This window comes from Lentzea miocenica (assembly GCF_033949945.1).
Classification (GTDB): Bacteria; Actinomycetota; Actinomycetes; order Mycobacteriales; family Pseudonocardiaceae; genus Lentzea; species Lentzea miocenica.
In genome coordinates this window covers 67065-88259 of the sequence record NZ_JAXAVW010000017.1, presented here as the reverse complement: position 1 = coordinate 88259, position 21195 = coordinate 67065, and the positions used below count along the sequence as shown (strand labels likewise).

Annotated in this window: 22 protein-coding genes; 6 read left to right on the top strand and 16 right to left on the bottom strand. The window is 66.8% G+C overall.

What is annotated here, in order from left to right; all coding sequences use genetic code 11:
- Positions 1-27: 27 nt before the first annotated feature.
- The 13 genes from SK803_RS21620 to SK803_RS21560 form a co-directional block, all read right to left on the bottom strand.
- The gene (locus SK803_RS21620) at positions 28-693 is read right to left on the bottom strand and encodes a response regulator transcription factor (protein ID WP_319967854.1); all 666 of its coding nucleotides are present in this window, start codon (positions 691-693) and stop codon (positions 28-30) included.
- On the bottom strand, positions 690-2501 hold the full coding sequence (locus tag SK803_RS21615; RefSeq protein ID WP_319967853.1) for a sensor histidine kinase: 1812 nt from the start codon (positions 2499-2501) through the stop codon (positions 690-692). The genes SK803_RS21620 and SK803_RS21615 overlap by 4 nt, the downstream gene beginning before the upstream one ends.
- Before the next feature lie 41 nt (positions 2502-2542).
- Positions 2543-2767, bottom strand: coding sequence for a hypothetical protein (locus tag SK803_RS21610; protein WP_319967852.1), 225 nt, complete (start codon positions 2765-2767; stop codon positions 2543-2545).
- A gap of 119 nt (positions 2768-2886) precedes the next feature.
- Positions 2887-3876 carry a zinc-dependent alcohol dehydrogenase family protein gene (locus SK803_RS21605; RefSeq protein ID WP_319967851.1) on the bottom strand — a complete coding sequence of 330 codons (990 nt, stop codon included), beginning with the start codon at positions 3874-3876 and terminating at the stop codon, positions 2887-2889.
- Positions 3877-3889: 13 nt separating this feature from the next.
- Positions 3890-4690: a carbohydrate ABC transporter permease gene (locus SK803_RS21600; RefSeq protein ID WP_319967850.1), complete on the bottom strand. Its 801-nt coding sequence runs from the start codon at positions 4688-4690 to the stop codon at positions 3890-3892.
- Positions 4687-5616, bottom strand: coding sequence for a carbohydrate ABC transporter permease (locus SK803_RS21595; RefSeq protein ID WP_319967849.1), 930 nt, complete (start codon positions 5614-5616; stop codon positions 4687-4689). The genes SK803_RS21600 and SK803_RS21595 overlap by 4 nt, the downstream gene beginning before the upstream one ends.
- Before the next feature lies 1 nt (position 5617).
- Entirely contained in the window at positions 5618-6967 is a 1350-nt protein-coding gene (locus tag SK803_RS21590; RefSeq protein WP_319967848.1) for an ABC transporter substrate-binding protein, read from the bottom strand.
- A gap of 120 nt (positions 6968-7087) precedes the next feature.
- On the bottom strand, positions 7088-7849 hold the full coding sequence (locus tag SK803_RS21585; protein ID WP_319967847.1) for a DeoR/GlpR family DNA-binding transcription regulator: 762 nt from the start codon (positions 7847-7849) through the stop codon (positions 7088-7090).
- A 288-nt stretch (positions 7850-8137) separates the two neighbouring features.
- Complete coding sequence (locus SK803_RS21580) at positions 8138-9625, bottom strand: glycoside hydrolase family 13 protein (protein WP_319967846.1); 1488 nt, start codon at positions 9623-9625, stop codon at positions 8138-8140.
- 11 nt (positions 9626-9636) lie between these two features.
- Entirely contained in the window at positions 9637-10470 is an 834-nt protein-coding gene (locus SK803_RS21575) for a carbohydrate ABC transporter permease (RefSeq protein ID WP_319967845.1), read from the bottom strand.
- Positions 10467-11324: a carbohydrate ABC transporter permease gene (locus tag SK803_RS21570; RefSeq protein WP_319967844.1), complete on the bottom strand. Its 858-nt coding sequence runs from the start codon at positions 11322-11324 to the stop codon at positions 10467-10469. The genes SK803_RS21575 and SK803_RS21570 overlap by 4 nt, the downstream gene beginning before the upstream one ends.
- Complete coding sequence (locus SK803_RS21565) at positions 11325-12662, bottom strand: ABC transporter substrate-binding protein (protein WP_319967843.1); 1338 nt, start codon at positions 12660-12662, stop codon at positions 11325-11327.
- Positions 12663-12772: 110 nt separating this feature from the next.
- A complete protein-coding gene (locus SK803_RS21560; RefSeq protein ID WP_319967842.1) occupies positions 12773-13756 on the bottom strand; it encodes a LacI family DNA-binding transcriptional regulator in 984 nt (327 codons plus the stop codon).
- Positions 13757-13877: 121 nt separating this feature from the next.
- On the opposite strand from SK803_RS21560, the gene SK803_RS21555 reads away from it, so the two are divergent.
- Both SK803_RS21555 and SK803_RS21550 read left to right on the top strand, forming a co-directional pair.
- Positions 13878-14033 (top strand): hypothetical protein, encoded by a 156-nt coding sequence (locus tag SK803_RS21555; protein ID WP_319967841.1) that lies wholly within the window; start codon positions 13878-13880, stop codon positions 14031-14033.
- A 9-nt stretch (positions 14034-14042) separates the two neighbouring features.
- A complete protein-coding gene (locus tag SK803_RS21550) occupies positions 14043-14981 on the top strand; it encodes a hypothetical protein (protein WP_319967840.1) in 939 nt (312 codons plus the stop codon).
- A 1-nt stretch (position 14982) separates the two neighbouring features.
- Here SK803_RS21550 and SK803_RS21545 read toward each other — a convergent pair whose 3' ends face one another.
- The gene (locus SK803_RS21545) at positions 14983-16116 is read right to left on the bottom strand and encodes a hypothetical protein (protein ID WP_319967839.1); all 1134 of its coding nucleotides are present in this window, start codon (positions 16114-16116) and stop codon (positions 14983-14985) included.
- Between the two features lie 91 nt (positions 16117-16207).
- Entirely contained in the window at positions 16208-17005 is a 798-nt protein-coding gene (locus tag SK803_RS21540) for a FadR/GntR family transcriptional regulator (protein ID WP_319967838.1), read from the bottom strand.
- Between the two features lie 156 nt (positions 17006-17161).
- Between SK803_RS21540 and SK803_RS21535 the strand changes: the two genes are divergently transcribed.
- The 4 genes from SK803_RS21535 to SK803_RS21520 all read left to right on the top strand — a co-directional run bounded on the left by SK803_RS21535 (position 17162) and on the right by SK803_RS21520 (position 20394).
- Positions 17162-17314: a hypothetical protein gene (locus SK803_RS21535; protein WP_319967837.1), complete on the top strand. Its 153-nt coding sequence runs from the start codon at positions 17162-17164 to the stop codon at positions 17312-17314.
- Positions 17315-17506: 192 nt separating this feature from the next.
- Positions 17507-18727 carry an aKG-HExxH-type peptide beta-hydroxylase gene (locus tag SK803_RS21530; RefSeq protein ID WP_319967836.1) on the top strand — a complete coding sequence of 407 codons (1221 nt, stop codon included), beginning with the start codon at positions 17507-17509 and terminating at the stop codon, positions 18725-18727.
- Between the two features lie 574 nt (positions 18728-19301).
- Positions 19302-19490, top strand: a complete 189-nt coding sequence (locus SK803_RS21525) for a hypothetical protein (RefSeq protein ID WP_319967835.1) — start codon at positions 19302-19304, stop codon at positions 19488-19490.
- Positions 19491-19677: 187 nt separating this feature from the next.
- The gene (locus SK803_RS21520; protein ID WP_319967834.1) at positions 19678-20394 is read left to right on the top strand and encodes an LPXTG cell wall anchor domain-containing protein; all 717 of its coding nucleotides are present in this window, start codon (positions 19678-19680) and stop codon (positions 20392-20394) included.
- Here the strand turns inward: SK803_RS21520 and SK803_RS21515 are convergent.
- Complete coding sequence (locus SK803_RS21515; protein ID WP_319967833.1) at positions 20391-21179, bottom strand: phosphotransferase; 789 nt, start codon at positions 21177-21179, stop codon at positions 20391-20393. The genes SK803_RS21520 and SK803_RS21515 overlap by 4 nt on opposite strands.
- Positions 21180-21195: the final 16 nt, after the last annotated feature.

The window sequence follows — 21195 nt, the reverse complement described above, 5'->3', positions numbered from 1 at the left end:
GATCCAACCGGGGGAGAAGTCCCGTCGTCAGGTGACCGTTGTCCCGAGTTGGCCGGGACTTCCCAGCCCCGCTTCACGGGCACGCACGATCGCTTGCGCGCGGTCCGCCACCTGCAGCTTGGTGAAGATCTCGGACACGCGGTTGCGCACGGTTTTGCTGGACAGGCTCAGTTTGTGGGCGATCGAGGTGTTGTCGAGGCCGGACGCCATCAGCTCCAGCACGTCCCGTTCGCGGTCGGTGAGCTGGGGGAACAGCACGGCCTTGGACGACGAGATAGCGGTGAAGTATCCCATCATCCGTTGCGCGATGGTGGCGCTGAAGATCGCCTCACCGGCGCCGATCGCCTGCACGGCGCGCACGATCTCGTCGTCGTCGGTCGTCTTGACCAGGTAGCCGCGTGCGCCGGCCTTCATCGCGGCGAACACGAGTTCGTCGTCCTCGTGCATCGTCAGAACCAGCACGCCCAACGTCGGCAACGCCGCCAGGATCTGCTTCGCGGCCTCGACGCCGCCCAGGACGGGCATGTGCAGGTCCATCACGACGACGTCCGGTTCGAGGTCGAGGACGACGGACACGGCTTCCTGGCCGTCCGCGGCGTCGCCGACGACCTCCAGGCCGTCCTCGCCGTCCAGCAACGCCTTGAGCCCGCGCCGGAACACCGGGTGGTCGTCGGCAATCACCACGCGCGTCACTGGGCCTCCAACGGAATCCGCGCCACCACCCGTGTCCCGTGTGGTTGCGCAGGTCCCACTGTGCACGATCCACCCAGCTCCGCGCACCGTTCGCGCATCGAGTCGAGGCCGACACCGGGCTTCGCGTCCGCCGCCACCCCGCGGCCGTCGTCGACGATCTCCACGACCAGGTCGCCGTCCGCGCGCACGCTGATCAGGCAGGTCGACGCCTCGGCGTGGCGGGCGGTGTTGGTCAGCGCCTCCGCGACGATCCGGTAGGCCGCGACTTCGACGGCGGCGGACAGTCCGTCGATCTCCTCGGCCTCGACCTGAACGCGCAGGTCACCGTTGAACCGCGCGGCTTCGTCCCGCACAGCCAGCGCCAGGCCCTGGTCGAGGATCGGCGGCCGCAGCCCGTCCACGAGCCTGCGCACCTCGCCGGCGGTCGAGTCGACGTCACCCAGAACAGGATCGAGCACATCACCCAGCGACCGTCGCAGAGCTCTCAGCTGCAACCGAATGCCGACCAACGCCGGTCCGACGCCGTCGTGCAGGTCGCGCCTGAGCCGCAGCCGTTCTTCTTCGCGCGCACGCACGAGCCGTTCGCGCGCGAGCTGCAGATCGGCGGTCAGTTTGATCGACTGTGCGGCGGGTGCGGTGGAGCGGGCAAGATCGACGAGCAGACTCAGCTCCTGGTCGCTCAACCGCTCGTCAGGCGCACGTGGCTCAACGACGAGATCGCCCACCAGAGAACCGCGATAGGTCATGGGAAAGCGCAACTGCGGCCACCCGCGACTGCGCCCGTGTTCGGCCAGCACCGACCCACCGCGAATCGCCACGTACGGCAGCTTCAACGACTCGGCCACGGTCTGTGCGACGGTCGGCAGCACGTCCTGCGAGCGTTCGAGTCTCTCGCTCAACGTCGACAGCGCCGCATAGGGATCGTTGCGCTCGCCGAACAGCCACCGGTCGAGCTTGCGCTGCAACCAGCTGCGAATCGGCGCGAACACCAGCCCCGCCGCGACCACGCCGATCACCTCGGCGTCGTTCGTGAACAGCCGGCCTGCCCCGACCATCACGCCCAGGTAGACCAGCAGCAGCACGACAGTGAGCGAGCCGTAGAGCAACGACCGGTGAATCAGCAGGCTGATGTCGTACAACCCGTACCGCACGATGGCGATGACAGCAGCAGCCGGAAACGCAAGCACACCAACGACCCATGCGACGTGTCCGTCCGTCGTCTCCACAACGGTCGCCACGACAGCCAACACCAACAGCGCGACAGCCCACACGAGCAGACGGCGTTCATCGCCTTCAGCCCGCCGCCACCTGATGAACAACGACACCACAGCGGCGATCACCGCGACGAGAGCCGCGAGCACGGCGATCAGCGTGATCGTCTTGGCCAGTCCACCGCCGGGCACCTGCCAGAAGTCGGCGGGATTGCCCCACGACGCCCAAGCGATCCCAACGGTGCCCGCGAGAGCGCTGAACAACGACGCACCGATGGCGATCCACCAGCGGTTGCTCAACGGTTTGCCGTTGGGGAAGACCAGCGCCACGGCGGGCAACAACGCGTAGGTGGGCCACCAGACCCATGCCTCGACCCAACGGGCGGGGTGCGTGACCGGCTGGCCGGCGACCGCGACGGCCACCGCGCCGAACACGCCCATGGCCAGCAGCAGCCACCCGACGGCCGACCTGCGGACATGGCCGATCACCCGCACCCCGAGCAGGGTGCAGGCGAACGCGACCAGCCAGTGCCGCGGATGTGAGACAGCGCCGGTGACCGCTGTGTGCACGACGGCGTAGAGCACACAGGCGGCCACCAGCGCGCCAATGACCCGAGCGAGGGTTACCTCGCGTCGGGTCAGTCGCTGAGCCAGTGCCACAGGTTGTGAAACGGCGAACCGGCATCTTGCGTGGAGAGGCCACCCGGCCAGCCCTGGAAGGTCATGATCCGATGACGCAACTCCTCAACGGACACCGGCTCGGCAGCCTTGTGGACGTGGTCGAAATCGACGTCCCCAGACTGCGGGTTCATCGCCCGCGCCTGAAGCTCCGCGTACCAAGACAGGAGCTCTTCGTCGGACATGTGCGAAAAGTACGGCGGTACCACTTTCTGCCCGGACTTCGACATGTCTGGAAGGAGTCGTGGGCACTCGTCTGGATACACGAGTGCCCACGATCGTTTCGCCCAATTGCCGGACTAGCTCACGGCAGGACCTGGATCTTGCGTCCCTTACCTGCCTTGAACTGGTCCAACGCCCCCGCGTAGTCGGTCAGCGGCACCCTGTCACTGATGAAGATCTCGGGGTCGAGTACTCCGGTCGCGAAGAGATCCGCCGCCCGTTCGAACGAGTGCAGCACCGCCATCGAGCCGGTGATGGTGATCTCCTGGTTGTAGATCTTGTACGGCTCGATGGTCACCCGCGCCGAGTAGTCGGAGACGCCGAACTGGAGGAACGTGCCGCCCTTCGCGACCCGGCCGAGCCCGTCCTGGATGGCCTTCTCGTTGCCGGTGGCGTCGATGACGACGTCCCAGCCCTGCGGCCGGTCCAGCTCGTCCGCGGACGAGGCGACCGCCGAGACGCCGAGCTGCCGAGCCGTTTCGAGGCGTTCCGGGTTCAGGTCCACGACCTCGATCGACGACGCCCCGGTCAGCTTGCCGAGCTGGAGCATCATCAGGCCCATCGTGCCCGAGCCGTAGATCAGCACCCGCGACGCCATCTGCGACCGCAGCACGTCGTACCCGCGCACCGCGCACGACAGCGGTTCGATCAACGCCGCGTCCTCGGTCCGCACGTGGTCGGGCAGCTTCACGCAGTTCGCGACCGGTGCCACCGCGTACTCGGCGGCACCGCCGGCCGTCGTGACGCCGATCGCCGCCCAGCGCTCGCACAGGTTGTTCTTGCCCGCACGGCACATCCGGCACTCGTAGCAGTAGAGCGACGGGTCCACCGCGACCCGGTCGCCGACGGCGAGTTCGTTGACCTGCGACCCGATCTCCACGATCGTGCCGGCGAACTCGTGGCCCGGCACGACCGGCAGCGTCGGCGCGAACTCGCCCTGCAGGATGTGCAGGTCCGTTCCGCACAGGCCGCAGGCCGCCACGTCGACGACCACCTGGCGAGGACCGCACTCAGGATCGTCCACAGTGGTCACTTCGACGGACCCGACGCCGGTGATCAGAGCTGCCTTCATTTTTGGGCTGCTTTCACTTGACTGCTCCCAACGAAAGGCCCTGGACCAGCTTGTCCTGGGCGGCGAACCCGGCGATGAGCACCGGCAGGGAAACCACGACGGCCGCGGCGCAGACCTTGGCCAGGAACAGCCCCTGCGAGGTGACGAACCCGGTCAGGTACACCGGCGCGGTACCGGCGACGACACCGGTCAGCACCCGCGCGAACAACAGCTCGTTCCAGCTGAAGATGAAGCAGATCAACGCCGTCGCCGCGATGCCGGGCATCGCGATGGGTGCCACCACCCGGCGCAGGATCGTGATCAGCCCGGCGCCGTCGATCGAGGCCGCCTCGAGGATCTCCTTGGGGACCTCGGAGAGGAACGACCGCATGAGCCACACCGCGATGGGCAGGTTCATCGAGCAGTACAGCAGCGTCAGGAACGAGATGTTGTCGAGCATCCCGGCGAACTGCGCGATCAGGTAGATCGGCAGCAGTGCCGCGACGACCGGCATCATCTTGGTGGACAGGAAGAAGAACAGGACGTCGGTCCACTTCTCGACCGGCTTGATCGACAACGCGTACGCGGCCGGGATCGCCAGCAGCAGAACGATGATCGTCGATCCGATCGAGGCGCTGAACGAGTTCAGCAGCGGTGGCCACGCGCCGCCGTCGAAGAACTCCGTGTAGCCGTCCAGCGTCAGCGGTGCCGCGATGGACGGCGGGTTCGTGGCCGCGTCCGTCTCGCTGTGCAGCGAGGTCAGGAACATCCAGGCCACCGGCGCGAAGAACACGATGCCGGCGAACCAGGCGAGCACTCCCCAAATGCGGGTCATCGCGTCTCCTCCTTGAACAGCGAGGACACCACGCGCAGCGCGAAGGTCGCGATGAGGATCGACCCGGCGACCACGATCACGCCGGCCGCGGACGCCTCGCCGTACTCGTGGGCCTGGTAGAAGGTCTGGTAGATCATGTACGGCAGGTTCGCCGTGCCCAGGCCACCGGACGTGATCGTGAAGACCGCGTCGAAGTTCTGCACGATGTAGATCGAGCCGAGCAGCCCGCCGAGCTCCAGGTACTGCCGCAGGTGCGGGAACGTCAGGTACCGGAAGATCTGGAACGACGAGGCGCCGTCGATCGTGGCGGCCTCGACGGGTTCGATCGGCTTGCTCTGCAACCCGGCCAGCAGGATCAGCATCATGAACGGCGTCCACTGCCACACCAGCGACAACACCACGGCGCTCATCGGCATGGTGCTGATCCAGTCCGGCTGGGCGTCGAAGCCCAGCCAGTTCAGGATGCCGTTGAACAGGCCGTACTCCGGGTTGTAGAGCACGTGCTTCCAGATCAGCGCCGCCGCCACCGGAACGACGAGGAACGGCGCGATCAGCATGGTGCGCACGAACCCCCGGCCACGGAACTTCTTGTCCAGCAGCAACGCCAGCCCGAGCCCGAGGACCAGGCTGATCAGCACCACGGACGCGGTCAGCACGATCGTGTTCACAATGGACGATCGCAGGTCGGGATCGGTGAACACGTTGACGTAGTTGTCGAACCCGGCGAACCCGCGATTGGTCGGGTCGAGCGAGTTCCACTTCATGAAGGAGATGACCAGCGTCGCCACGAACGGCAGCTGGGTCACGACGATCAGGAAGATGAGCGCCGGCAGCAACGGGGCCCGCCTGGCCCACTTCGGATAACTCTTGCGGGGGACGGGAGGCGGCCGGTCGACGACCGGCCGCTCCCGGGTGATGACCGCCATGTCACTGCCCCTTGTACTTGGCTGCGACCTTCTCGGCGAGTCCCTGACCGTTGTTCAGCGCGTCGTCGACCGACGTCGCGCCCGCGATCGCGGAGCTGATCTGCTGCGACACCTGTGTGCCGAGGTCGGTGAACTCGGGAATGCCGACGAACTGGATACCGGGCGCCGGACGTTCCTGCACACCGGGGTTCAACGGCTTCGCGCCCTTGATCGCGGCCTCTGCCTGCGCGGAGAACGAACCGGAGGACTGCTTGTACTCGGCGCGCTGGTAGGTAGAGGAACGCTTGCCGTCCGGGAGCTTCGACCAGCCGAGGTTCTTGCCCACCAGCTCTTCGTAGCCCTTGCCGGACGCCCAGGAGATGAACTTCCAGGCCGCGTCCTGCTTCTTCGACGCCTTCTGGATGCCGAACGCCCAGGTGTAGAGCCAGCCGGAGCTGTCGGTCTTCACGACGGGCGCCTGGGTGAAGCCGAGCTTGCCCTTGATCGGGGAGTCGTTGGCTTCGAGCAGACCGGCGGCGACGGTGGCGTCGTACCACATCGCGACCTTGCCCTGCGTCATGTTGTTGAGGCATTCGGCGAACCCGGCCTGCGGAGCACCCGCCTCACCGTAGTTGCGCACCAGGTCGACGTAGAACTTGGTGGCCTCCTTGAACTCCGGCGCGTTGACCTGCGCCTGCCAGTCCTTGGTGAACCACGTGCCGCCGAAGGTGTTCACGACGGTGGTGAGCGGCGCCATGACCTGGCCCCAGCCCGGCTGGCCGCGCAGGCAGATGCCGCGGACCTCCGGCGTGGCGACCTTCGCGGCGGCCTCCGCGACCTGCTGCCAGGTCGGCTTCTCGGGCAGCGTGACGCCCTTGGCCTCGAAGATGTCCTTGCGGTACATGAGGAACGACGACTCGCCGTAGAACGGCTGCGCGTACACCTTGCCGTCCGCGGCGGTCAGCGACTGCCGGATCGGCTCCAGGATGTCGGCCTGGTCGAACGCGCTGTCCTTGGCCACGAAGTCGTCCATCGGCGCGAGCCAGCCGTTCTTGGCGTACATCGGCGTCTCGTAGTTGGAGATCGTCGCCACGTCGTACTGCCCGGCCTGGCTGGAGAAGTCCTGGCTGATCTTGTCGCGGACGTCGTTCTCGGGCAGCACGGTGAAGTTCACCTTGATGCCGGTGTCCTTGGTGAAGTTGTCCGCGGTCAGCTTCTGCAGATCCTGCATCTGCGGGTTGTTCACCATGAGCACGTTGACCGAGTCGGCACCACCACCCCCGCCGCCCGCACCCGAGCAAGCGGACGCGAGCAGCAACACGGCGGTGGCGGCCCCGAATGTGCGGAGGAGTGGTGTGCGAATCGACGACATCGTCGGTTCCTTTCAAAGGGTTTTCGGGCGCGTCAAAGAGGGGGGATGGCGCCCAAAGGTGGGGTTTGCTGGCGTCTGCAAGTACCGCCAACTCCGAGTTGGTAGTACTTGCAGACGCCTTCAGGCTCTGATGACCTTGGGGCCTAGGAGGGTGTAGCGGTGGGCCTCGTGTGCGGAGAGGCCGGAATCGGTGACGATCGCCTCCAGATCGGAGACCTCGGCGAACCGGTGGAAGCTGGAGACACCGAACTTCGTGTGCGTGCCGACGAAGATCTTCCGCCGGGACGCGTTGAGCGCCTTGGCCTTCACCGCGCCGACCGCCGGATCGGGCGTCGTCAGGCCGTGCTCGCGGGAGATGCCGTTGGCACCGATGTAGGCGAGGTCGATGACCATCTCGCCCAGCATCCGGGTGGTCCAGTGGTCCACCGTGGCCAGTGTGTGGCCCCTGACGCGACCGCCCAGCAGCAGGACGGTGCACGACGGGTGTTCGGACATCGCCGCCGCGGTCGGCAGCGACGCGGTGATGATCGTGAGCGGGTTGGTCGTGGGCAAGGCCTCCGCGACGAGTTGTGGCGTGTAACCCTCGTCGATGAAGACTGTCTCGGCGTCGTCGATCCGTTCGGCGGCGGCCTTCGCGATCCGCCGCTTCTCCGGCACGTGCGATCCGGCGCGGAACCGGAGTCCTGTCTCGAAGCCGGCGCTCTCGACCGGGACACCGCCACCGTGCGTGCGGCGGACCAGGCCGTGCTCGTCCAGCACCCGCAGGTCACGCCGGACCGTTTCGGGCGCGACGCGAAGTTCCTGCGCCATCTCCACCACGTCGACGCGGCCGTCGGCGCGGGCCCTGGCCAGGATGCGCCGCTTGCGTTCCTCGGCTCGCATGTCACCTGCCCACTCGGCTCTTGGGTTGCCCGTTCGGGCCGTGCATAGATGAAACACCCTGGTAACACTGTGGTCGGCACCACAACTAGCTGAGATCCTGCCCGATATCTGCCCGGTTCGCCGTGTGTGACGGCGTGTTCACGCAGGTCGCCCGGACCGGGCCCGCCCGAAAGCGGGTGGTGATCTGCCCGTATCGCCCCCAGTTGGGCGGAAACGCAAGAGCGGTTGTGGTCGAACGTTCGACCACAACCGCTCTCGACCCCTCGGTCGGTACAGCTCAGTTCACGCTCAGTGCCGGCTCAGCCAGGCGGCCGCGTCCCTCGGCAACCTGCCGTCCTCCAGCGGAATGCTTGACAACGTTGGCACGCCAGGCAGATCGATCGGCCCGTCGGACAGGTTCACCACGCACGTGTGGTCGCCGCGCCGGAACGCCAGCACGTTCTCGCCGAGATCCAGCCACTCCAGGTCGCCGTCGATCGCGCGGCGCCGCGCGAACACCTCGCGGTACAGGGCGAGCATCGATTCAGGGTCGTCCGACTGGGCCGCGACCGAGAACTGCTGCCAGTTCTCCGGCTGCGGCAACCAGCTCGGGCCGTCGTCGGCGGACCAGGGGAGTGGCACGCGGCAGCCGTCGCGACCCCGGTCGGTGAAGCCGGAGCGGTGCCACACCGGGTCCTCGCGCAGCTCGTCCGGCAGGTCCTCGACCTCCCAGAGGCCCAGTTCCTCGCCCTGGTAGACGTACACGCCACCGGGCAGCGCGGCCGTGAGCATGATCGCCGCGCGGGCCCGGCGGGTGCCCAGTTCGAAGTCGGTCGGGGCGCCGTGTTGCCGGTCCGCGAAGGAGAAACCCGTCTTCTCACGGCCGTAGCGGGTCACGTGCCGGGTGACGTCGTGGTTGGAGAGCACCCAGGTCGGTGGCGCGCCGACGGGTTCGTGCGCGGCCAGCGTGCTGTCGACGACACTGCGCAGCTCCTGGGCGTTCCAGGGGCAGCAGAGGAAGTCGAAGTTGAACGCGCTGTGCATCTCGTCCTGGCGCAGGTACCGGGCGAACCGGACCGGGTCCGGCAGCCACATCTCGCCGACGAGGATGCGGTCGCCGTCGTAGGAGTCCACGATCTGCCGCCACCTGCGGTAGATCTCGTGCACACCGTCCTGGTCGGAGTACGGCAGGTCGACGTCGGGCCTGCTGAAGTCCTTGACCAGCCCGTCCGCCACGTCGATGCGGAACCCGTCGACGCCGCGGTCGAGCCAGAACCGCAGGATGTCCTCGAACTCGTCGTGGACGATCTGGTTCTCCCAGTTGAAGTCCGGCTGCTCGGCGGCGTAGAGGTGCAGGTACCAGCGGCCGTCCGGGAGCTTGCTCCAGGCGGGGCCGCCGAACCGCGACTGCCAGTCGTTGGGGATCTCCTCGGAATCACGGACGTGGAAGCGATCCCACAGTCCGTCCTTGAACCACGGATGCTGGTCGCTGCTGTGGTTCGGGACGAGGTCGATGATGATCCTGATGCCGAGCCCGTGCGCGTCCGCGATGAGCTTCTCGGCATCGGCGAGCGACCCGAAGACGGGCTCGATGTCGCGGTAGTCCGCCACGTCGTAGCCACCGTCGGCGAGCGGGCTCGGGTACCACGGGTTGAGCCAGATCGCGTCGAAGCCGAGGCTCGCGATGTGCTGGAGCTTGGCGCGGAGGCCGGCCAGGTCGCCGATGCCGTCACCGTTGCCGTCCGCGAAGCTGCGCAGGTAGACCTGGTAGATGGATGCGTTGCGCCACCAACTCATCTGAAGTCCTTTCAGCCTTTTACGCCGCCCGCGGTGAGCCCCGCGAGGATGTGCCGCTGGAACGCCAGGAACAGCGCCACCATCGGCAGGCTCGCCAGCACGAGGCCCGCGAGCAGGAGGTTGATCGGGGTGTCCGGAGCGAAGCGTTGCAGCGCAACGCTGAGCGTCTGCTTCGCCGGATCGGGGAACACGAGCAGCGGCCAGATGAAGTCCTTCCAGGCCGCCACGACCGCGAAGATCGAGACGACGGCGAGGATGGGCCGCGAGATCGGCAGGACGATCCTGACCAGCGTCGTCCAGGTGTTCGCGCCGTCGATCCTGGCCGCCTCCAGCAGTTCTTCCGGGATCTGGTCGAAGAACCGCTTGAGCAGGTAGACGTTCAGCGCGTTCGCCGCGGCCGGCAGCCAGATGCCGGCCGGGTTGTTGAGCAGGTCGAGGTCGACGAGCGTGAGGTACACCGGGACCAGCAGTGCCGTCGCGGGCAGCATCAGCGTGGCGAGCATCAGGCCCATGATCACGTTGCCTCCCCACGGCCTCAGCTTGCTGAGCGCGTAGGCGGCGGGCACGATCACGGCCATCTGCACGGCCCACGCGCCGATAGCGACGACGAACGTGTTGAGGAAGAACCGGCCGAGGTCCATGTAGTTCCACGCGTCGACGTACGCGCTCGGCTCCCACGTCTCCGGCAGGATCGTCGGGGGCTGCTGCGCGAGCTCCGCCGGCGGCTTGAACGCGCCGAGCAGCACCCAGACCAGCGGGAGCAGGAACGCGGCGGTGAACAGGACCAGCGTGCCGGTGAGGACGATCCAGTAGACGGTGCCGGTGCCCCTGGTGAGCGTCCTCATGAGTCCGCCTTCCTGGTGATCTTGAGGTACAGGAAGGAGAAGACGCCCAGCACGGCGAACAGGATCAGGCTCAGCGCGCTCGCGGTGCCGAAGTCGTTGTAGTAGAAGGCGTACCGGTACAGCAGGAGCAGCACGGTGACCGTGGACTCCTCCGGGCCGCCGCCGGTCATGACGAACGGCTCGGTGAAGATCTGCATCGTTGCCACGACCTGCAACAGCAGCAGCATGAGGATCACGAACTTGGTCTGCGGGATCGTGACGTGCCAGATCTTCTTGAGGATGCCCGCGCCGTCCAGGTCCGCGGCCTCGTACAGCTCACCGGGGATGGTCTGCAGCGCGGCCAGGTAGATCAGCGTCGCCGAGCCCATGTTCGCCCACGTGATCACCAGGACGAGGCTGACCATGCTGGTGCTGCTGGAATCCAGCCATTGGGACGTCGGCAGCCCGAGTCCTCTGAGGACCGAGTTGAACAGGCCGGGTCCCGGATCGTAGAACCACTTCCACAGCAGGGCCGTGACGACCGGCGGCAACATGACCGGCAAGTAGACCAGCAGCCGGAAGTAGCCCTTGGCGTGCCGCAGTTCGTTGAGCACCACGGCGGTCAGGAACGGGACGCCGAAACCGAGGATCAGGGCCAGAACCGTGAAGTAGAAGGTGTTGCGCCACGCCACCGCGAACAGCGGGTCCGCGAAGAGCCGCTCGAAGTTCTCCCAGGCCACCCAGTCGGGGCTCGTGACGAAGTTGACCTGCTGGAAGCTCAGGACCACCCCGCGCACGATGGGGTACCAGGAGAACACCGCGAAGACGACCAGTGCGGCACTCAGAAAGCCGTACGCGGTGACGTGTCGCCGCACTTACTTCACCTGCGCCAGAACAGCGTTGACCTTGGTCTCGGCGTCCTTGAGCAGCGCCGCGTGGTCAGCGTCCTTGTTCGTCAGCACGGCCTGCACGACGGTGTCGAGAATCGCGTAGACCTGCTGCGCCTGCGGCGGTTCGAGCGAGCCCTTGGTCTTCTCCGAACCGTCCACATAGGCCTGGAAGTTCTTGACCGGCATGGTGGCGTACTTGGACTTCAGGTCCTCCTGCTGCTTGCGCGGCTCACCGGTCCAGATGTCGGCGATCGGCGGGATCGGCAGGCCGACGGGCTGACCGCGGTCCTTGTACTTCTGCAGGTTGCCTTCGAGGCGGTCCGGGTTCAGGTACTTCCACTGGATCCACTTCAGGCCGGCCTTGATCTTGTCCGGCGTGGCCTTGGGGTTGATCATGTACCCCTCGCCGCCGAGCAGGGTGCCCTTCTGGTCCGGAATCGCCGCCAGGCCGTAGTCGTCGTACTTGCCCTTGAACTGGTTGACGATCGCGGCGACGTTGTCGGGCGCGGCGAGGTACATGCCGAGCTGACCCGCGCCCATCATGTTCTGCACGTCGCCGATCTCCAGGAGCTGCTTCTCGCCCATGGAGTTGTCGTCCCAGCGCATCTCCTTGAGACGGCGCAGGACTTCCTTGCCCTTGTCGTTGTTGAAGTCGGCCTTGTAGGTGTCGCCGTCCTTGCGGGCGATGTCACCACCGACGGACTTCATCCACGTGGTGAAGTGCCAGCCGCCCTGGTTGCTCTTGCTGTACTCGGCGAACCCCGTGACACCGGCGTCCTTGAGCTTCTTGGCGGCGGTGCGCACCTCGTCCCAGGTCTTCGGCGGCTGGTCCGGGTTCAGGCCGGCCTTGGTGAAGTTGGTGCGGCTGTAGAGCAGGCCCATCGTGTAGTTGGCGGTGGGCAGGCCGTAAACCTTGCCGTCGACCGTGAAGACGTCCTTCAGCTCCTGCTTGAGGTCGCCGTAGTGCGGGACGTCCTTGACGTAGTCGGTGAGGTCGGCGGCCTGTTTCCTGGCGATGAGCGCCGCGGGATCGGTGAAGTAGACGTAGAAGACGTCCTCGAGCTGCCCGCCGGCGAGCTTGGCGCTGAACGTCTTCGGGTCCATGAACCCCTCGTGCGGCACGAGGTCGATGTTCTGGTTCTGCTTCTCGAACTCCGCGACGTCCTCGTCGAAGACCTTGCGGTCGAACGCCTGGGTCTGCGGCGGCTGACCATTGATGTTGATCGTGACCTTGCCGCCGGGCTCAGTCGTGGAACCGCTCCCACAGGCGGCGGTGCTCAGAACGAGGACACCGCCTAGCAGCACGGCAGCGGACTTCTTCATGGTGGGGCCGCCCTTCTCGCGAGCGCGTCGATGTGACGGCGACCATAAGTCCCCGTTACATCTGAACGCAATATCCAGACGAAAACTCGCAAGAAGGCGACTGCGCTTCGTTACCTCACCGGCGCACTGGACGCCCGCACCACCAACTCCGGCTCGAACAGCAACTCGTCCGGCGCCACCGCGTTGCCGGAGATCTGGTTGGCCAGCAGCTCCACCGCGGCCCGCCCCATCGCCTCGATGGGCTGCCTGACCGTCGTGAGCGGCGGATCCGTGCAGGTCATGAACGCGGAATCGTCATAACCGACGATCGAAACGTCCTTCGGAACGTCCAACCCAGCCCGCCTGACGGCCCTTATCGCCCCCAGCGCCAGCGGGTCGCTGGCACAGATGATCGCCGTGACGCCGCGCTGCACGAGCTTGGTCGCCGCCGCCTGCCCGCCTTCGAGGCTGAACATGGCGTGCTCGACATCCGCCCCACCGCACTTGGTGATGGCCTCGAGCTTCCGCAGGCTCGGCACGTGGTCTGGCGGCCCGAGCACGGCCCCGATCCGCCGGTGCCCCAGCGAGGTCAGATGCCCGTACGCCTGCTCCACCGCCACCGCGTCATCACACGACACCCTGGGGAACGCCAGGTCGTCTATCGCGGCGTTGACCAGCACCGCAGGGAGTTTCCGCGACATCATCTGCTGGTAGTGCCCGTGACTCGCGTCCTTCTGGGCGTACAACCCGCCCGCGAACACGATCCCCGACACGTGCTGCTCCAGAAGCAGCTCCAGGTACTCCGCCTCCGTCACGCCACCGGCCGTGCGAGTGCAGAGAACCGGCGTGAAGCCCCTTTGCGCCAGCGCGTTACCCACGACATCCGCGAACGCGGGGAAGATGGGGTTCTGCAACTCCGGCAGCACCAGCCCCACCAGCCTCGCCCGTTCACCCCGCAGCTGCGTCGGCCGCTCGTATCCCAGCACGTCAAGTGCGGTGAGCACGGCACTGCGCGTGGCGTCCGAGACGCCCGGCTTGCCGTTCAGCACCCGGCTGACCGTCGCCTCGCTGACCCCGACCTTGGCCGCGACCTCGGCCAGCCTCCGTTGCGTCATGGCGCAAGTGTACGCAAGTTCTTGCGCTCGCTTGCAGCACCACGCTCACCCTCTCGGCAGGCGCCCTGGGGCCCTCGCCGTGGATAGGCTCCAAGGCCAGCCGCAGGTGAGGGAGACCGCGATGGCCACCGATCCGCTCCGTCCCGTTCCGGCGCCGGCTCCGGCTCCGCAGCTGCCCGAGCGCCCGTGCTGGCCACCGCAACCGGTGCGCGGCGTCGACTGGTTCCGCCGCATGCCGACTGGTGGCGGCACCGTCTACGTGCGGCCCATCGACTGATCAGGTGCCATGCGGTCACGCGTGCTCGTCTACTTCGGCAGCTTGCTCGCGACGATCGCGTTGATCAACACGCCGGTGCCGAGGATCGTCGTGTCCGCGGTGCTCAACCCGGAGGCCGGCGACGCGGTCGCACGCAGCCTCGGGTCCGTCACCAAGGACCTCGTGCTGGTGCTGCTCATCTCGATCTACTTCGAGTGGGTCCGGACCAAGGGGCAGGGCGAGTTGTTGCGCGGCATGGACCGCAAGCTCGACGCGTTGCGCGATGAGGCTGCGCCCGCGATCAAAAAGCTCGTGCTGGACACGACATCGCCTGAAGAGCTGATCACCACTGCACTCGATCGCCACATTCCGCGTACGGCGGACAAGTCGACGTTCATGTCGCTGCTGCTGTCGACGAGGCCTGTTCACCACGACGCCTCGATGACGCACACGACGGCACTGTCGGACGCATGTCCCGAGCTGTTCGACGTTGCGACTCTGACCACCGAGACCTCGTTCGAGGAGGAGGCGAAGTCGTTCGGAGAGAAGCTCGAGTGCTATGTCGAACCACGGTCCGGCGTGACAAGACGGGTCGAGTTCCGCAAGGTGGCGACGAATTCGGTCCGCAGGTACATATCGCCGCCGGTCGGCATGACGCAAGGCGATCTGGTGCTCTTCCTCGCGGATCTCAGCCGGGAGGAAGACGAGTTCGTCAGAGTGCGGCAACACCTGCGTTGGTCGCAGGACATCGCCGAACACTTCTCGTGGTGGTATGCCGATCGCCCGATGTTCGTCAGGACTCTGACGATGGACATGCGAGAACTCGTGCGGAACCAAGGGCTCAAGGTGTTCGTGCAAGTGTTTCTTGGCAGCGTCGAGAACCTGATGCTCGACGCGGAGGACGGGTACCTCTCGCTTCGGCTGGACCGGTGGGTGGTGCAGGGGCAGGGTGCTGTCGCCGTGTGGTGACTCAGCCCGTCGCTTCCCGCCACAGCAGCGCAACCCCGTGCCCCGGCAGCAACCACGACCGCACGTCCAGGTCGTCGAGTTCGCTCGCCTCCAGCCACTGGGCGGAAGCCGTCGCCGACCGGAACGTGAAGGGCATGACGCGGAACTCGTGCCTGGGGGACTGGTCGACCGCCAGCCCGGTGGCGTCGAAGCTGATCGTGTCCACAAAGGACGGATAGGGTGACTGCCAGTAGCAGAAGCCGTCGTTGGTGCGCTGCAAGGTGCGCGACCAGACGGTGAGGCCGCGGATCGCGCGCACCACGTGGTCGTCGGCGATGCCGTTGAGGTCGCACTCGAAGATCCGCAGATCGCTCATGTGGTCGAGCGGGCTGAGTTTGCCCAGCGGGCCGGTGGACTCGCGGAAGAACGTCAGGTAGTTGCTCCACTGGTCGAACCTCACCTCTACCGGTGGGATCTGGCTGGGTTCGGCCGAGCGGCGCTGGCCCTCGTGGTCGAGGTAGTCGATGGCGATCTGGGTGGAGTGGCGCAGGTCGTCCACGGAGTCGAGGAACAGTGACGAGTCCGGGATGAAGTAGAGCTCGAACAACGGGTAGCGGCAGGCGGCGCTGATGGTGTCGCGCAGGGTGGCGTTGGAGGTGGCGAAGATGACGAAGCGGTCGGCGGGGACGCTGTTGCGGAACTGGTACCGCTGGGTCGTCATGAGGTGGTACGTCTTGGTGTCGATGCCCTGCAGTTCGAGCTTGACCGTGGTGCCGGTGCTGATCGTCAGGTCGTCGCCACGCGGGCGCATGCCGTCGCCGCCGAGAACACCTGCCACCACGTCGTCGTTCGCGGCGTTCGGGCCGTACACGTACGAGAGGAACGTGCGCAGCACCTCGGACGGCAGCAGGTGTTCGACGATGCTCGGCCCGGAGATCCGCCCGATCTCCGCGACGAGGCGCTTGTGCAGGAACAATTCGTAGACGCCGAGCAGGAATCCCGTCAACGCCGGCAACGGCCAGAGCACCACCAACGCGTCGTGCAGCACGCTTCGCGAAGTGGGTTGCCACAGCAGCACGGCGGTCAGATCAGCGGCTGCGACGGCCAACAGCAGGATCGCGACGGCCAGCACTTGTTTGTGCCTGCGCGCTATCACCACCTGGTCGCCGCCCCCTCACTCCACCGGTCGTCCATACATGGTGGGAGTGATCTCGGGTCAGCGCCAGACCCTTTCGGTCAATGCCGTATCAGCGGGGCTTGTTCCAGATGGGGTTGTCCGACACCCCTACGTAGGTGCTCAGCGTCGCTTTCGGCTTCGCGTCGTCGGTGGCGAGGTCGTTGTACAGGCCCAGCAGGTGCGTGGTCATCGCGCTTTTCGCGCCCACCTCGTCGTGCCTGCGGAGGAACCAGACGACCTGCTCGTGCTCGTTCGCCGAACGGTTGTGCACCTCGCGGGACGGGTGCGCGTGCCGCTTGCAGTCCTGCAGGCCGGGAACCAGGGTCTGGTACATCTGCTCCAGCAGCTCGTTGTGCGACGCGCGGATCAGCGCCGAGTGGAACTCCTCGTCCGACTCGATCACCTCCTGCATGTCGTCGACGGGCGCCCGCTGGTAGCGGCGGTTCAGCTTGGCCAGCTCGTCCAGCTCACCGTCACCGGCGCGCACGGCGGCGAGGCTCGCCGCGGTGGTCTCCAGTGCGATGCGCACTTCCAGCAGGTCCGTCTGGGAGAACTGCCTGGCGGCGAGCCTGCCTTCGAGGTGCTCCTCGACCGCGGCGAGGTCGGTGCGGCGCACGTACCAGCCCAGGCCGCGGCGCACCTCGACGATGCCCTGGAGCTGAAGTCGCTGCAGAGCTGTACGCAACGACGACCGGGCGACATCCAGTTTGCGGGCCAGTTCGGGTTCGGTGGGGAGCCGATCACCGGCTTTGAGGGTGCCCCCGATGATCTGCTCGCGGAGCTTCTGCTCGATCAGCTCCGGGAGGGGTCGTCGCGAATCAGGCGAGAGCGACCAGCTCTCGCCGAGATGTGCGTCGTCGGCGGGCATTGGTTCAGCTTAGGCCTATCGCAGTCTGGTTGCAACTTGTCTGGCAACCTGGCGACCGTTGACAGACAACCTACAACACGAGACCCTGTTATCAGGCGAGGCGCCCAGGACCGCCCACACCTGGGAGCACGTACTCGCTAGTCGGGAGGGAACGAGATGTCCGCAGGGAGTGCACTCGGAATCGCCGCCGCCGTCGCAGTAGCCGTCACCGCGATCGGGTGGCGCACCGTGATCACGATGATCGCCGTCTCGGTGGTCGCGCTTGCCGTCGTCGGCTTCGTGAACATCAGCAGCATCATGTTCAGCTAGTGAGCAAAACCCGCTGATGAACAGAACCACGGTGCCCGGACCGCAAAGCTCGCGGTCCGGGCACCTGTCCGTTCGGCCTGTCCGCACGTAGTCCAGGTCATGAAGTCAGTAGAGTTGTCCGTCATCACGGCGTCGCTCGGGCGGCATCGTGACTCCATGGCGTCGGGGGACGTGAGTACGGGGTCTTCGGTGATGAGTTCACCCGCCGCGAGCGCACATGCGTTGCATGCCGCGATCGCTCCTGCGGAAACATTGGTCGACGAGCGGCGCACGTTGTACCGCCTCGCGGTCCGCCTCTTCGCGCCCGGCACGCAGTTGTCGGACAACCTCCTCGACCATCCGATCGTGCGCTACGAGATCGGCAGGGCCCTCGCGGGCAAGGGCGATCTCGATCCGGAGCTGTTGCACCGCGTGGCCGCCATGCGCGTGCGGGACGCCGGACTGCCGGTGGCGGCGGATCCGCAGGCCGCGGACCTGATCGAGGCGCCGTTGCGGATCATCGCGCCGCCGGGGGCGTCCCCGCTGCCGCTGACCGACGCGGACGGGGAGCGGTTCGAGGCGGCGCTGGAGATCGTGGCCGGCGGGATTCAGCTGCTGCGGCGGCTGGTGCCGGAGACGGCCGACGACCTGCTCGCGCACGTCTCGATGCTCGCCGTGCTCAAGAAGGAGACTTCCGGCGGCGTGGTGTCGGCCTCGTCGCGTTATGTGCCCGGCATCGTGCTGATCGACGAGCCCGTCACCCCGATGGAGGTGGCTGAGGCGCTCGTGCACGAGGGCGCGCACGAAAAGTTCTTCGACCTGGCCATCACCAGGGAGTTCCTCGACGCACACGCCGAGGACGTGGACTTCTTCGAGACCTCGTGGTCGCACGCGCGTTGGCCGCTCGAGCAGACGTTCGCCGCCTGGCACGCCTACAGCTGTCTCGCCCAGTTCTCCGAGTCGTGCGGTGACGAACCGCTGGGCCCGTTCTCCCTGCTGCCGCAGGCGCGGGAGCGGGCCGACGAGATCGGCCGCTGGCTGATCTCCCACGAGGACGACCTGCGTCTGGACGCGCGATGGCTGCTGGGGGCGCTCACCGGTCAGCAGACCGGCGCCGGGCACACCGATCCCGGCCGAGGCTCAGCGATCCGCCGGAACCGCCGATTCCGCGTGTTGCCGGACGTGCGGTTCGAACGCTCTGTCTCCGGGCGCTCGGTGGTGGGCCGGATGGCGCAACCAACGGCGATCTACTGGCTCGACGCCGACGCGGGCTGGGTGCTGGCGCTGCTCGGCGACGGGCGAACCACGTCGTTCGACCTCGTGCTGGCGACCGCGGCGCAGGACTGGGGAGTGGAGTCCTGCTCAGCCGCGCAACGCCTCACCGTCGCACTCGACTCCCTCGAAGCGGCGTCGATCATCGAGTCGACGCCATGAGCGCCGGCTCCACTTCTGGGGGAATCTGATGATCGAACCAACTCGGCCGTTACGCCTGTCGCGCTCCAGAACGGGCGCTGTCGTGCGGCTTCCTGTCCCACCAACGGGTGTGCCGGTGCAACGGCCGGTGGTCCCGGTGGACTGGTTCCGGCGTATGCCGAATGGCGGCACCGTCTACACACGACTTCCTGAACGCGGAAGTTTTCGTGCTGTTCGCGGCTGTCAGATTGAAATTACCTATACTTGAGGCAGCTTTGCAGAAGTGTTTCCGGAACGCTTGTACTGTGCGGTCATTGGCGTAGTCCGATGTAGACTGCCGCATCCCGGCTTGCCGGGATGCCTGCTGACTCGCCAGTTGCACAAGGGTTGGCCTGGATCGCTATCGTCTGCTCTCGACGCGCGCCCAGGTCGCGCTCGTGGTCGGCGCGTCACGATGATTGATCAATCACCATCGGTTCGAGCTCGTACTTTCAGGCATCCGGGAATTGGCAAGTCGTCGACGCCGTGCTGTGGGGCTCGCGCAGAATGCTCCGGCTGTTGTGCGTTCTCGAGCTCCCCACGTCGAGAAGGAACCATGACCACCCCGAACCAGCCTCTTCGCCTGCCTCAGTCCCCTCAAGGCGTCGGCGTTCCTGTTCCCCACCTCCCGACGGGAGTGGGCCCGGCCATCGGCCAGCCCGTCACCCCCGTTGACTGGTTCCGGCGCATGCCGAACGGTGGCACGGTGTTCCTCAAGCCCGCTCAGGGCGAGCAGAACGACTGAGCTTCGTTCTCCTGTGTTGCGGAAGGGGCCGGTTTCCGGCCCCTTCGGCGTTTGGTCGTTTGGGGATGCGACCTCACGGACGGGTAACAACTCGGCCACAAGGGCGCAGTTGATCGTCATCTAGACCGTTCGGGCGACGTCGATCGTCTTAGATCGCCGCATCCGCCAACCCCCACGGAGTAACCCGATGCGCCTGACGCCCCTGAGAAGATCCGGCCTGCTCGCCTCGGCCGCCATGGCCGCTGTGGCCACGCTCGCCCTGGCGACCACGTCGCTGGCTCAGCCGGACGCGCCGGTCACCGACGACCCGCGTGCGACGGCGTACCTCAAGAACGTCGACATCAACCACCCTGAGGCCTGCACGGTCGGCGGACTGACCGGCTCGACGATCCACCCGAACCTGTTCGAGTACACGGGTGGCGACAACCAGCAGTACCTCAACATCACCGGCCTGCCCGAGGGCGTCAAGGTGACGGGCATCGTCGTGAAGGGCGGGGACAGCTTCAACGTCTACCTCGCCGACAAGCTCGGTGCGGCGCTGCCGTGGGAGAAGCTGCGGTCGCCGTTCAACAACGGTGGGCAGCTCCCGCAGATCAGCCACTGGTACGGCTGTGGCGTCAAGGACACGACGACCACGACCACGACGACGACCACCACGACGACTTCGACCGTGACGCACTCGTCGACCCCGTCCTCGTCGTCCGCCGCCACCACGACGACCACCGAGTCGTCGTCCTCCGAGGTCGCGCCCACGACGACCACCACGGCCGCTGTTGTGCCGGTTGCGAACGAGGACGACCTCGCGGCCACCGGCTTCGGGTCCGCGTGGATGCTCGGGCTCGGTGCCGCGCTCGTGGCCGCTGGTGCCGCGATGGTGCTCGTGATGCGCAGGCGTCGCGTCTAAGACCACTGCATGAGCACGCCCCAGAGCGTGCCGAACATGCTTCGTGTCTCCGCGTGGAACTCCACGTCTGAAGGAGCCGCCCCGCCGCTGTAGATCTCTACGGTGCGTTGGGCGGCTTCTTCTTTGTCCGCGGAACAGGCCAGGTCCCAGGCGAGTGGGCCGCGCCAGGTGTCCTCGAAGTCGTTCCAGACCGGGCCTGACGGGGTGATCAGCAGGTTGCCGGGGTGCGGGTCGCCGTGCAGGGGCTGGACGTCGTTGTGGTGAGCGGACCAGCCGGCCAGCAGGTCGTCGCGCCACTTCCGGAACCTGGCCAGGCCGGGCACGCCCAGGCCGTCCAGGTAGGTCAGGACGTTGTCCACGTCGTCCAGCGGGCCGCGCGTGGGCAGCAGGCCCTCGTAGAGCCTCAGTTCGGCGTGCAGGTCGGGCAGGAGCTTGAGGACGTCCTGCCTGGGCAGTCGCGCCGTGGGGTCGTGCGAGACGTACGTGCTGAACGACAGCACGAAGCCATCGGACACGTGAGGCCCGGCGGGAAGCTCTGCAGCGGGCGTCACGACGGGCACGCCGCGTCCTGCCAGGAACGACGACACCGACAGGTCGCGTGCGAAGTGGTCCGAGACTGAAGGCCGCACCAGGGCCGTGCGCGCGGCGATCCGAGCCACGACCGGGGACGGGCGCAGGTGCACCAGAAGATTGCTGCCCTGTTTGAGCACGACGGGGTCGGAACAGGCAACGCCGTGTGCGGCCGCCAAGGAGACGGCGGCGCGCACGGCCTCAGACGCACTCACGGCAAGAAGGCTGGCA

Coding starts and splice junctions, on each gene's coding strand:
- SK803_RS21605 (WP_319967851.1), bottom strand. CDS start 3,876: ATGAAGGCAGCTCTGATCACCGGCGTCGGGTCCGTCGAAGTGACCACT.
- SK803_RS21610 (WP_319967852.1), bottom strand. CDS start 2,767: ATGTCCGACGAAGAGCTCCTGTCTTGGTACGCGGAGCTTCAGGCGCGG.
- SK803_RS21600 (WP_319967850.1), bottom strand. CDS start 4,690: ATGACCCGCATTTGGGGAGTGCTCGCCTGGTTCGCCGGCATCGTGTTC.
- SK803_RS21540 (WP_319967838.1), bottom strand. CDS start 17,005: ATGCCCGCCGACGACGCACATCTCGGCGAGAGCTGGTCGCTCTCGCCT.
- SK803_RS21535 (WP_319967837.1), top strand. CDS start 17,162: ATGTCCGCAGGGAGTGCACTCGGAATCGCCGCCGCCGTCGCAGTAGCC.
- SK803_RS21525 (WP_319967835.1), top strand. CDS start 19,302: ATGACCACCCCGAACCAGCCTCTTCGCCTGCCTCAGTCCCCTCAAGGC.
- SK803_RS21575 (WP_319967845.1), bottom strand. CDS start 10,470: ATGAGGACGCTCACCAGGGGCACCGGCACCGTCTACTGGATCGTCCTC.
- SK803_RS21520 (WP_319967834.1), top strand. CDS start 19,678: ATGCGCCTGACGCCCCTGAGAAGATCCGGCCTGCTCGCCTCGGCCGCC.
- SK803_RS21555 (WP_319967841.1), top strand. CDS start 13,878: ATGGCCACCGATCCGCTCCGTCCCGTTCCGGCGCCGGCTCCGGCTCCG.
- SK803_RS21565 (WP_319967843.1), bottom strand. CDS start 12,662: ATGAAGAAGTCCGCTGCCGTGCTGCTAGGCGGTGTCCTCGTTCTGAGC.
- SK803_RS21585 (WP_319967847.1), bottom strand. CDS start 7,849: ATGCGAGCCGAGGAACGCAAGCGGCGCATCCTGGCCAGGGCCCGCGCC.
- SK803_RS21590 (WP_319967848.1), bottom strand. CDS start 6,967: ATGTCGTCGATTCGCACACCACTCCTCCGCACATTCGGGGCCGCCACC.
- SK803_RS21560 (WP_319967842.1), bottom strand. CDS start 13,756: ATGACGCAACGGAGGCTGGCCGAGGTCGCGGCCAAGGTCGGGGTCAGC.
- SK803_RS21530 (WP_319967836.1), top strand. CDS start 17,507: ATGAGTTCACCCGCCGCGAGCGCACATGCGTTGCATGCCGCGATCGCT.
- SK803_RS21550 (WP_319967840.1), top strand. CDS start 14,043: ATGCGGTCACGCGTGCTCGTCTACTTCGGCAGCTTGCTCGCGACGATC.
- SK803_RS21580 (WP_319967846.1), bottom strand. CDS start 9,625: ATGAGTTGGTGGCGCAACGCATCCATCTACCAGGTCTACCTGCGCAGC.
- SK803_RS21595 (WP_319967849.1), bottom strand. CDS start 5,616: ATGGCGGTCATCACCCGGGAGCGGCCGGTCGTCGACCGGCCGCCTCCC.